Below are 12044 nucleotides of genomic sequence, written 5' to 3'. Positions count from 1 at the left end.
CCCTCGACTCGACTAGACTTTGAATAACATCCCGACGAATACACGTTGCGGAGGGTCCTGTGAACATTCACTGGTTGACGGTTGCGCTGCTGGCGATCAGCGGACCTGTGCTCGGCGCCGATGGCCTCGTGCTGCCAGGCACCGATTCCCTGGGTTTCTGGCTGGTTGCCGTTGGCGTGGCCTTGCTGGTCTTCGAGGCGGCCCTGCCCAATTACGGTATCGCAGGGCTGGGTGGCATTGTCCTGTGCGTGATTGGCGCGGTCATCCTGACCAACGCCGATCTACCGGCTCCGCTGATGCTCGGCCTGGGCCTGGTCAGCGCCTTGCTGCTGATCGTCCTGTTGGTCCGTGCGTTGAAAACACGACCGCGCCAGCCTGTCAGCGGCGATGCGACGCTGTTGGGCAGCGTCACGATGGTGACCGCGTTGCAGGCCGGCAATCATCATCATGGCTGGGTCCAGTTGGAAGGCGAACGCTGGCAGGTGGCAAGCGCAACGCCGCTGCGGCCTGGGCAAGCGGTGCGAGTCATCACCCGCAAGGGTTTGCTGTTGGAAGTGGCCCCCGCTGATTCACAAGGAGTCTGAGATGGGCATGCAAATCGGTTTTGTGCTGCTGTTGTTACTGTTGATTGCACTGGCGGGTGCGACGTTCCGGATCCTGCGCGAATACGAACGAGCGGTGGTGTTCCAACTCGGTCGGTTCTGGCAGGTCAAGGGGCCGGGATTGATCCTGCTGATTCCGGTGGTGCAGCAGATGATCCGCGTCGACCTGCGCACCATTGTCCTCGACGTGCCGCCCCAGGACGTGATCACCCGCGACAACGTCTCGGTAAAGGTCAACGCGGTGCTGTATTTCCGCGTGCTCGATCCGCAGAAAGCCATCATCCAGGTCGAAAACTTCCTCATGGCCACCAGCCAACTGGCCCAGACCACCTTGCGCGCGGTCCTCGGCAAGCATGACCTGGACCAACTGCTGGCCGAGCGCGAGCAATTGAACGGCGACATCCAGCAAGTGCTCGATGCCCAGACCGACGCCTGGGGCATCAAGGTGGCAAATGTCGAGATCAAGCACGTGGACCTCAACGAATCGATGATCCGCGCCATCGCCCGCCAAGCCGAAGCCGAGCGCGAACGCCGGGCCAAGGTGATCCACGCCGAAGGCGAGCTGCAGGCCTCGGAAAAACTCATGCAGGCCGCCGAAATGCTCGGCCGCCAGCCAGGGGCCATGCAGTTGCGCTACATGCAGACGCTGGGCTCGATTGCCGGGGACAAAAGCTCCACCATCGTCTTTCCCTTGCCGATCGAGTTGCTCAAGGGAATGGCTGAGTTGTCGCCCAACAAGCCGTGATGGGTTGATAACCCTGAGCTCAAGGCTGCCTTTGTGGCGAGGGGATTTATCCCCGCTGGGTTGCGAAGCAGCCCCTACCTGGCGACACCCAACAACCTGGCATACCGAGGGGCCAGATTTTAGGGCTGCTTCGCAGCCCAGCGGGGATAAATCCCCTCGCCACAAGAGCGACCGCGTAGCATCTCGAGCGCTTCGTAAGGCCCCTGCGCCCAGCGCATGATCCGCTCTCGCAACAACACCGAGGCCTCGCGGCGCTTGTCCTCGCTATCGCCAACAAACGCCTGCGCCGGCTGCTTGGCATGCTGCCCCACTGCGGCGAACACTTGCCTGCCTTGCTCCTCATCAAGCCGGAAAAACGCCGCCAGCTTGCCCGTCATCACCTCGGGCAGTTCGGTGTAGTTGACCGCCACTGCACCCAATACCTGACAGTGGTCCAAACCCGTCGCCAACAACCGCCCCACCCGGCGCGAGATGAAATCTTCCGGGCTACTGAACGGCAACCCATCGTCCAGCACACTCGTCCCGATCATCCCCGGCACCATGTGCAGGCCAGGACGACGCAGATGGGAGACGGCGATTTCCAAAGGGTCGCGGTACAGGAACAGCCTGGGGGTGTCGGGAAAACATTCTCGCAACAGCGCCAACTCACCGATGTTCCAAGCGTCGAGCTTGACCACCAGCCGTTGCTCCACACCTCGGCGGCGCTGCCCATAGGCCGACATCAAACCCTTGAGCGCCACGCACCGCTCAAGCGATGGCAAATCACAGCGCAGCAACGTATCCAAGGGCGGTGGTTCCGAAATGACGATGTGATCGTCCAATTGGGCAAGCATCTGGCTGATCAATGTCGAGCCGCAGCGAGAGGCATGGAAAATGAATGCGCTGGGCTCCAATCCCGGGGCTTGTCGTTGCCACTGACCGAGGGCGTCCAAGGGAGTCCGGCGGCGGAACGCCTGGTTGAAGGGCAGGCGCAGGGCGTCTTCCACCGCATCGCCAAAGAATGGCTGTGACAGTCGCGCATCGCCGAACCAGCACCAATCGACCCACCACTGCCCAGCCTCTTGCCACACGCGGATCGGCAGCCAGCCGTCCAGGTTCAGGCTTTGCACTGGTCTCTCCACTGCCGGCGACCGTTGCGCATGGCCGCCCGGAGTTCTTGCGCGGTGAAGTGCAGGCCTTGTCCGGCACCCAGCGCAATTGCGCACTCAATGAAAGCGTCTACGTCATGCACGCTCTGCAAGGTTCGGGCGAATTGGATATCCGTTTCTACGTACTGCTGAAAACGGGCGAAGTCGCTACGCTCGCCGCCAGCTGCCGGTGTAGTGGGCAACCCAGCGGCAATCTGCCGCTCCAACCAGGGCCCCGGGCGGCAATCGAGCACCAGATGAACTCTGGGCTCGGCACTGCGGTTATCGACGCGATGAGGTCGCGACAAGTCGAGAAACCAGCACTCGCCGGCCGTCATAGGCACACGCTGATCATCCAGCCAGAAGTCCACTTGCGGCGGGCTGAGCAGCGGAATGTGCAGGCGCAGGTCGGCGTCCGGCCCGCCCAGGTCATAGTCGCGATGCTCGTGGATGCACCCACCCGGCCCGAGCCGCAATAGCCGGGCCGAGACGATCGCCAGGGAGCAATCACGCAACGCTTCGCGCCAACGACGATCCTCTGACCAAGGCGCGCGCGTCACAGGCAGACCGCGCCCGGGAGACAACTCGGTCAAGGCATCGGCCGCTGAAATCAGCGCCACACCGCTCCAGTCGCCGCTGTAATAGGCACTGTTGAAATGCCCCTGCCAGCGCTCGTCTTCAATGGCGGCCAGTGCCTGCAACAGCAACGGCAGGTTCACCGCCACCGGCAGCCGGGAAAACGCCGGGCGCGTCATGCCAGCGCCCGGTTACTGAGTCACCGCGGCCGTCGTCGGCACCGTGATGTCGCCCTGGGCCCAGGCCGCTTCACGGTTAGCCAGCGCCGTGGCAATCGACTGGACTGCGGTCGATTGCACTTCGTTTGGCAGCGGGTCGAGGCCGGCACTGGCAAAGATCTGCCCGTAGGCGTTGCGCAGGTCAGCGTAGGCCAGGTCCCGGCGCAGATCGGCCTGCAAGGTATTCAGTTCACCCTGGATCAGATCCAGCTCGCCAATGCCGGCAGCCTGGTGCCGATTGCGCAATTGACCGACAATCTGCCCGTCAATGTCCGACAGTTGCTGGCTGGTCTTGAACTGGCGCAGCGCTTCGCGATAGTTGGCGTTGGCGACGTACAGCTGCGCCAGCACGGCAATCGACATCGCCTGGCGCCGCGCCGAGGCCACTTCTTCACCGGCCTTGGCCACGTCGATGGCCGCCGGGGCGGAGATCACGTTGAACAGGTTCCAGGTGACTTTCACACCGTAGTCAGCCCAGCCCTGTTCCACCAGGAACGAGTTGCTGTCGTAATGCCCGCCGGCGGAAAACTCCAACCCCGGCAGCAGGCGCAGCATGGCCTTGCGGGTTTCGGCGGCGGTGATGCGGGTCTGGTAATCCTGCTCGCGCAGCTCCGGGCGGCTGGCCAGGGCTTCCTGTTCGAGACGGGCCAGGTCGACCTTGAGTTCCGGGATGGCGTATTCATCCTGGGTCGCCAGGGTCAGCTCGGTACCCAAGGGCAAGTTGATCAGGGTCGCCAGTTCGGTCTTGGCCAGGGACAGCGCCCGGCGTTGCTCTTCCAGTTGGCGGGTGGCCTGGATCAGCGAGCGCTGGTAACCCAGGGCCTGCACCGGGTCACCGATGCGCTGTTCGCTCATGCTCTGGCTGTTGCCGCGCGCCGTCTCGACCCGGGCCATCAGGCTGTCGATCTGCTTGAGCAGGCGCTCGGCGGCCATGGCGCGCCAGTAGGCCGAACGCACGTCCTGGACGATGGTGTTGATCACCTTGCGCCGGCGCTCTTGCACGATCAGGCGCTGGTCCCCGGCCTGCTTGGCGCTGATGTAGCTGACGCCGAAATCGAGCACGTTCCAGACCATGGTCAGGTCCGCCACCTCGCGGTCGCGGTCCTGGGAGGTCGACGGTTCCAGGGACTGGGTACCGGTTTCCACGCTCTGGCTGCTGGAGGCGCTGACATTGTTGCGGCCCACATAACCGGCATCCAGGGCCATGCGCGGCAGCATGTCGAAACTGGCCAGGTCCAGCTGACGCTTGGCCAGGGCTTCCTCCATGATCTTCAAGCGGCCTTCGAGGTTGTACTTCACTGCCCGGGCCATGGCCTGGTGCAGGGTCAGCGGGCCGCTGAGCGGCTCCTGATCCTTGTACATATTCTGCAGGTCGGTTCGAGCGCGCTGTTCGCTGACGCTACGCTCGATCGGATCGCTGGTGACCGCACATCCACTCACCACCAACGCCAGCAAACTCATGCCGAATAACTTCTGACTTCTATTCATTCCCTGGATTGCCCCTGGCTGCCCCAATATTTTTTAGAATTCAGGCCTGCACTTGGCTGATGCCGACCTGTCGTAACGCGGTTGCCAGGCTGTCGACCTGACGTTGTTCAGTGTCCTTGAGGTGTTGCAGTTGTTGACCCAGGGTTGGCGCCCCGAACATCCCGCGCAGCCCTTGGGACACATCGCCGCCCTGCATCGACTGGCTGTCGAAGGCGTCCATCGATTCGCCCTCGGAGCCGGAGTCCTGGTTGAACAGGGTCGACAGCGTGCTGCTGCCGAATACCCCACCATCGCCACCACCAAAGCCCAGGAACCCTTGGCCGCTACCGTCGCCAGCGGCGTCAGTGCTGAAGACCTGGGCGATGTAGCTCGGCGCCAGCGCGCCATGGTTGATGAAAATATCCCCAATCGGTCGCAGGCCCCCGCCCACGTCCCGTTGCTCGAACAGCGGCGGGAACCCCAGCGGCGAACCGAGATTGCCGGTCGGCGGGGTAAAGACGATCGGTTGCAGCGGCACCTCGGACGGCGGGATAACCGTGACCGGGTCGGAGGTCAGGAACTCCGGCGGCGGCTTCACATCGTTGGGCACCACGGTGTCGATCGCATAGTTGTTGGACACCGCCACGCTGGCCCCGGCGTTGCCCGACAGGTCGCTGACGTTGCTGGTGTCCAGGGCAATGAAGTTGCTCGGATCAGTGAGGTTCACCGTCGGTGTGAACGTCGCGGTCCAGGTCTTGCCGCCATCGCTGGTGGACAGGTTGGTCAGTTCACCGTTGGTGACGCTGAGGTCCGACAGGTCAAAATCCGTCACCGCTTCGCTGAAGGTGAAGGTCACCTGGGTCGTCTCGCCCACCGTCAGGTTCGGGTCGGCGACCACGATGGTTGCCGTCGGCCGGGTGGCATCGAGCGCGTAGTTGGCGGAGATCGCGATGCCCACGCCGGCGTTGCCGGCCAGGTCCTGCACGTTGCTGGCGTCGAGCAGGATCAGGTTGGTGGCATCGTTGACGCCGGCAGTCGGTGTCAGGGTCGCTGTCCAGGTCAGGCCACCGTCACTGCTGGCGAGGTTGGACAACACACCATTGGCGACACTGAGATCCGACAGGTCGAAACCGGACACCGCCTCGGTGAAGGTGATAGTCACGGTGGTGCTCTGGCCGATGCCCAGGGTGGTGTCGCCCACGGTGATGGTGGCGCCAGGGCGAACCGTGTCGATTGCGTAGTTGTTGGAGTCCACCACACCGACACCGCTGTTGCCCGATACGTTGACCACGCCGCTGGTGTCCAGGCTGATCAGGTTGGTGGTGTCCGTGACGTTGCTCGCTGGGGTGAACGTCGCGGTCCAGGTCACGCCGCCATCGCTGGACGAAACGTTGCTCAGTGTACCGTTGCTGATGCTCAGGTCACTGTTGTCGAAGCCACTGACCGCCTCCGAGAAAGTGATGGTCACCAATGAGGTTTCACCGACCGCGAGGGCGTTGTCGGCCACCACGATCGTGGCGGTTGGCAGCCGGGTCTCGACCGCGTAGTTGGCCGAATTGGTGGTGCCCGCGCCAGCGTTGCCAGCCGCGTCGTTCACACCGGTATTGTCCAGGGTGATCAGGTTGCTGGTGTCGCTCACACCGAGGGTTGGCGTGAAGGTCGCCGTCCAGGTCAGGCCGCCGTCGCTGCTACTGACGGCGCTCAGGGTACCGTTGGCCACGCTCAAGTCAGCATTGCTGAAGCCTGTTACCGCCTCGCTGAAGGTGATGGTCACTTGCGCAGTTTCACCCGGCCTCAACGTTGTATCGCTGAGCACGATGGTGGCGGTCGGCAACTGGGTGTCCACGGCATAGTTGTTCGAGTCGGTGGTGCCGCTGCCCGCGTTGCCCGCCAGGTCGGCCACGCCGCTGTTGTCCAGGGTGATCAGGTTGCTGGTGTCGGAAATGCCAACGGTCGGTGTGAGCGTGGCCGTCCAGGTGATGCCGCCATCGTTGCTGCTCAGGCCGCTGAGCGAACCGTTGGCAACGCTCAGGTCGGCACTGGTGAAGCCGGTCACGGCCTCGCTGAAGGTGATGGTCACCAGCGACGTCTCGCCCGCGGCGAGGGCCGTGTCGGCGACAACGATGGTCGCCGTCGGGCGCACCGTGTCGATGGCGTAGTTGTTGGAATCGGTGGTGCCGACGCCAGCGTTGCCCGAGACGTTGACGACACCGGTATTGTCCAGGGTGATCAGGTTGCTGGTATCGGCAATGCTCGCACTCGGTGTAAACGTGGCCGTCCAGGTAACGCCGCCGTCGGAGGACGACACATTGCTCAGCGTGCCGTTGCTGATGGTCAGGTCGCTGTTGTCGAAACCGCTCACCGCTTCGTTGAAGGTAATGGTCACCTGGCTGGTTTCACCGATGCTCAGGGACGTATCGGCCACCACGATGGTGGCGGTCGGTACCTGGGTGTCGATGGCGTAGTTATTGGAGTTGGTCGCGCCCGTGCCGGCATTGCCCGCCGCATCGCTCACGCCGGTGTTGTCCAGCACGATGAGGTTGGTCGTGTCCCGGATGCCTAAGGCCGGGGTGAAGACCGCGGTCCAGGTGATACCGCCATCGCTGCTGCTGACCGCGCTCAGGGTGCCGTTGGTCACGCTCAGGTCCGAGTTGTCGAAACCTGTGACCGCTTCGGAGAAGGTGATGGTCACCAGGGACGTTTCGCCAACGCTCAGCGCGTTGTCCGCCACCACGATGGTGGCGGTCGGGCGCAGCGTATCGACGGCGTAGTTATTCGAGTCGGTGGTGCCGACGTTGACGTTACCGGCCAAGTCAACGATGCCACCACTGTTGAGCGAAATGACGTTGCTGGTGTCCGTGACGCCAGCGGTCGGTGTGAAGGTCGCGGTCCAGGTGATGCCACCGTCACTGCTGCTCAGGCCGGAAATCACGCCGTTGGCAACCGTCAGGTCGGCACTGGTGAACGCGGTCACCGCCTCGCTGAAGGTGATGGTCACCAGCGAGGTTTCGCCAGCGGCAATGGCCGTGTCGGCGACGACGATGGTCGCCGTTGGGCGCACCGTGTCGACGGCGTAGTTGTTGGAATCGGTGGTGCCGACCCCGGCGTTGTTCGCGCCGTTGCGCACGCCGGTGTTGTCCAGGGTGATCAGGTTGCTGGTGTCGGAAATGCCGGCGCTCGGGGTGAACGTCGCCGTCCAGGTCACGCCGCCATCGCTGGACGAAACACTGCTCAGCGTACCGTTGCTGATGCTCAGGTCGCTGTTGTCGAAGCCATTCACGGCGTCGTTGAAGGTGATGGTCACCAGGGACGTTTCACCAATACTCAGCGACGTATCGGCCACCACGATGGTCGCCGTGGGCACGTTGGTGTCGACCTGGTAGTTGTTGGAGTTGGTGGTGCCAGTGCCGGTATTGCCCGCCGCATCGCTGATGCCGGTGTTGTTCAGGATGATCAGGTTGGTGGCGTCGCTGACCCCCAGGTTCGGGGTCAGGGTGGCGGTCCAGGTGAAGCCGCCGTCGCTGCTGCTGACCGCGCTGAGCGTGCCGTTGGCTACGGTCAGGTCCGAGTTGTCGAAACCTGTGACCGCCTCGGAGAACGTAATGGTCACCAGTGACGTTTCGCCAACGCTCAGCGCGTTGTCCGCCACCACGATGGTGGCGGTCGGGCGCAGCGTATCGACACCGTAGTTGTTCGAGTCGGTGGTGCCGCTGCCGGCGTTGCCCGCCCCGTCCACGACACCGGTGTTGTCCAGGGTGATCAGGTTGCTGGTGTCGCTGATGCCCGCACTCGGGGTGAAGGTCGCGGTGTAGGTGATGTTGTCGCTGGTGCTCAGCCCGCTCAGGCTACCATTGGCGACCGTCAGGTCAGCGAGGGTGAAGCCGGTCACCGCCTCGCTGAAAGTGATGGTCACCACCGAGGTTTCGCCCAGGGCGACGGCCGTATCGGCGACGACGATGGTGGCGGTGGGGCGCGCCGTGTCGATGGCGTAGTTGTTGGAGTCGGTGGTACCGCTGCCGGCGTTGCCGGCGGCGTCCGCCACGCCGGTGTTATCCAGGGTGATCAGGTTGGTGGCGTCGCTGATGCTGGCGCTTGGGGTCAGTGTCGCGGTCCAGGTGATACCGCCGTCGCTGCTGCTCAGCCCGGTCAGGGTGCCGTTGGCGACCGTCAGGTCGGCGGTGGTGAAGCCGGTCACTGCCTCGTTGAAGGTGATGGTCACCAGCGAGGTTTCGCCGATACTCAAGGCGTTGTCGGCGACGACGATGGTCGCGGTCGGGCGCGCGGTGTCGACGGCATAGTTGTTGGAACTGGTGGTGCCGGTGCCAGCGTTACCGGCCGCGTCCAGTACGCCGGTATTGGCCAGGACAATCAGGTTGGTGGCATCCGTGATGCTGGCGCTTGGGGTGAGCGTCGCGGTCCAGGTGATACCGCCGTCGCTGCTGCTTAGCCCGCTCAGGGAGCCGTTGGCAACGGTCAGGTCGGCCAGGGTGAAACCTGTCACCGCCTCGCTGAAGGTAATCGTCACCAGGGAGGTTTCACCGATGTTCAACGCGTTGTCGGCCACCACGATCGTGGCGGTCGGGCGCAGGGTATCGATGGCGTAGTTGTTCGAGTCGGTGGTGCCGGTACCGGCGTTGCCGGACAGATCGGCAATGCCGCTGTTGCTCAACGTAATCAGGTTGCTGGTATCGCTGACGCTGGCGGTCGGGGTCAGCGTTGCGGTCCAGGTGATGCCACCGTCGCTGGTGCTCAGCCCGGTGACCGTGCCGTTGGCCACCGTCAGGTCAGCGGTGGTGAAACCACTGACCGCCTCGTTGAACGTGATCGTCACCAAGGATGTTTCACCGGCGCTCAGCGCCGTGTCAGTCACCACGATCGTGGCGGTCGGCAGCACGGTGTCGATCGCATAGTTGTTGGAGTTGGTGGTGCCAACGCCGGCGTTACCACTCAGGTCCGCGACACCGGTATTGTTCAGCACCACCAGATTGGTGGTGTCGGTGACAGCGGCGTCGGGTGTCAGGGTTGCCGTCCAGGTGATACCACCGTCACTGCTGCTCAGGCCGCTGAGGGTGCCGTTGGCCACCGTCAGGTCGGCCGTGGTCAATCCGCTGACCGCCTCGGAGAAGGTGATGGTCACCAGCGAGGTTTCACCGTTCCTGAGGGCCGTGTCAGATACCACGATGGACGCCGTCGGCGCCACGGTGTCGTTGACGATGTAATTGTTCGAGTCGGTAGTGCCCACCCCGGCGTTACCGGCCAGGTCCGCCACACCAGTGTTGTTCAAGGTGATGATGTTGGTGGTATCGGCGATGTTGCTTGCCGCCGTCAGCGTGCCGGTCCAGGTGATGCCGCCGTCGCCGCTGGTCAGCGTGCCGATGGTGCCGTTCTGTACGGTCAGGTCCGCCGCGGTCAGCCCCGTCACCGCCTCGGAGAAGGTAATGGTCACCTGCGACGTGCCGCCAGAGTTCAGGTTGGTGTTGGCCACCACGACAGTCGCGGTGGGCGGCGTTTCGTCCGGCACATAGTTGGTATTGATGGTGCCGCCGTCGCCATAGACGTTGGCCACCGAACTCGGCGAGACACCTGCCGTGCCGGCACTCGTTCCACCGGTGCCGCTGCCGCCGACGTTGCCGGCCAGGGCCGCGAAGTTGGCCGCGGTAATCAGGATCGAACCCTTGTTCCAGATCGCACCGACACCCACGCCACCGGCACCGCCCGCCTGGGTGTAACCACCACCGGCACCGCCGCCACCGCCACCACCGCCCGCGCCGATGTTGTTGGAGATGACCGAATTGCCGATGATCCGCAGGGTCGCGCCCGTGTCGTTGTAGATCCCGCCGACCGCGCCGCCACCGGCACCACCGATGTCGTTATAGCCGTCGCCACCACCGCCGCCACCGATGGACAGCCCGGCGCTGGCGGCCGTGCCGCCGGAGGAACCGGTGCTGTAGCCCGGATACGCCGAGCCACCCAAGCCACCGCTGGAAGAACCGCCACGCCCGCCCATATTGAAGAATCCACCGCCGGCACCGCCCTGCCCGGTCGAGCCGGCCGAGCCTGTGGCATTGAGCGTGTCGCCGCCCCGGCCGCCGGTGCCGCTGCCGACCGCACCACCACCGCCGCCACCGCCACCGGCGTATTGCGGGGTCACGCCGCCACCGCCGCCACCGCCCGATGCGGCGTTCGCGGTGATCGTGACGTTGCGCAGGGTCAGGGTCCCGGCATTGTAGATCCCGCCGGCCTTGGCGACTGCCGCGTCGACGCCGCCATTACCACCGTCGCCCGCCACCATGCCGCGGGTAATCACCAGGCCATCGAGGGTCGCCGTCGTACCGGACGTCACGTTGAGGACCTGGGTGCGGAATTGCCCATCGAGGGTGACATCGGCCACGTTGTCGTTATTGAGGTCGCCGTCGATGGTCACGTTCTTGTTGACCACCAGCACCTGGGTCAGCGCGACGGTCATGCTGCTGCTGAAGGTGACGATGTCGCCGTTCTGCGCAGAGGCCAGGGCCGCGCGCAACGAGCCCACGCCAGTGTTGGCGTTATTGGTGGCGGTCCAGGTGGCGAGGCCCCACTGGTATTCGCTCATCGCACTGGCGGACAGCACGTTGGCGCTTTCGATATTGCCGGTGGCAATTTCCAGGTCCCAGTCGCCGCCCAAGCCCGTGCGGTCATTGGAGGCCGCCACGTCGCGGCCGGTCAACTGCGCCAGCGAATCGACCAGTGCCAGGCCCCGGTCACCCTCGGCGGTGTAGCAGCCGTAGATCAGGATATCGCCACCGGCGTTCATGTCCTGGCCGATCTGCGCCAGTACCTCACTGCGGGCCTGGACGTTGTCCGCCGACAGGTAGGCGTTGCCCAGCCACAAATCGCCAGCGTTGCCGTGGGCGATGATTTGCACCGAACTCACGCCCTGGTGGGTGTCCAGGTAGTCGGCAATCTGTTGCAGGCCGTCCTTGGTAGCGTCGAGTTGCACCACCTGGGTACCCGGAGCGACCCCCTCGAGCAGGCTGGCGGCATCCTTGACCCGGGAATCGACAAACACCACGGACTTGCCCGGCACGGCGGCCTCGGTGGCATCGACCTGGCCCTGGGGCGCATGGGTGTCGACCGACTGGTCGGCCGTCGGTGTCTTGGCTGCGTCAGCAGTGGGATGAGCCTCCGGTTGCGCGGCCTCGGCCACGGTCGCGGCCACCGCGCCGTCGAACAGCATGCGCGGTTCCAGGGACATGATCATTGGCGATGCCAGGGCCTGTGTGCCCTCGGTTACCCGCGATTTGCCTTTGCTCCACCACATGACGATCAC

At 64.3% G+C, this 12044-nt stretch carries 6 protein-coding genes; 2 read left to right on the top strand and 4 right to left on the bottom strand.

The window, feature by feature from the left end; all coding sequences use genetic code 11:
* The first annotated feature begins 59 nt into the window (after nt 1-59).
* Nucleotides 60-584 carry an NfeD family protein gene (locus tag BT116_RS09285; protein ID WP_072342591.1) on the top strand — a complete coding sequence of 175 codons (525 nt, stop codon included), beginning with the start codon at nt 60-62 and terminating at the stop codon, nt 582-584.
* Between the two features lies 1 nt (nt 585).
* Nucleotides 586-1347: a slipin family protein gene (locus tag BT116_RS09280; RefSeq protein WP_063323460.1), complete on the top strand. Its 762-nt coding sequence runs from the start codon at nt 586-588 to the stop codon at nt 1345-1347.
* A 119-nt stretch (nt 1348-1466) separates the two neighbouring features.
* Here BT116_RS09280 and BT116_RS09275 read toward each other — a convergent pair whose 3' ends face one another.
* From BT116_RS09275 to BT116_RS09260, 4 genes are read right to left on the bottom strand one after another with little or no spacing between them, the layout of a single operon-like run.
* Nucleotides 1467-2456: a sulfotransferase family protein gene (locus tag BT116_RS09275; RefSeq protein ID WP_072342588.1), complete on the bottom strand. Its 990-nt coding sequence runs from the start codon at nt 2454-2456 to the stop codon at nt 1467-1469.
* Nucleotides 2444-3229: an aspartyl/asparaginyl beta-hydroxylase domain-containing protein gene (locus BT116_RS09270; protein WP_072342585.1), complete on the bottom strand. Its 786-nt coding sequence runs from the start codon at nt 3227-3229 to the stop codon at nt 2444-2446. The genes BT116_RS09275 and BT116_RS09270 overlap by 13 nt, the downstream gene beginning before the upstream one ends.
* 12 nt (nt 3230-3241) lie before the next feature.
* Entirely contained in the window at nt 3242-4756 is a 1515-nt protein-coding gene (locus BT116_RS09265; RefSeq protein WP_072342582.1) for a TolC family protein, read from the bottom strand.
* 40 nt (nt 4757-4796) lie between these two features.
* Nucleotides 4797-12035, bottom strand: coding sequence for an Ig-like domain-containing protein (locus tag BT116_RS09260; RefSeq protein WP_072342580.1), 7239 nt, complete (start codon nt 12033-12035; stop codon nt 4797-4799).
* Nucleotides 12036-12044: the final 9 nt, after the last annotated feature.

It is taken from the genome of Pseudomonas sp. NFACC16-2 (assembly GCF_900119205.1).
GTDB lineage: Bacteria > Pseudomonadota > Gammaproteobacteria > Pseudomonadales > Pseudomonadaceae > Aquipseudomonas > Aquipseudomonas fluorescens_Q.
This window is presented reverse-complemented; position numbering and strand designations above follow the sequence as displayed.

Coding starts and splice junctions, on each gene's coding strand:
- BT116_RS09280 (WP_063323460.1), top strand. CDS start 586: ATGGGCATGCAAATCGGTTTTGTGCTGCTGTTGTTACTGTTGATTGCA.
- BT116_RS09270 (WP_072342585.1), bottom strand. CDS start 3,229: ATGACGCGCCCGGCGTTTTCCCGGCTGCCGGTGGCGGTGAACCTGCCG.
- BT116_RS09265 (WP_072342582.1), bottom strand. CDS start 4,756: ATGAATAGAAGTCAGAAGTTATTCGGCATGAGTTTGCTGGCGTTGGTG.
- BT116_RS09260 (WP_072342580.1), bottom strand. CDS start 12,035: ATGTGGTGGAGCAAAGGCAAATCGCGGGTAACCGAGGGCACACAGGCC.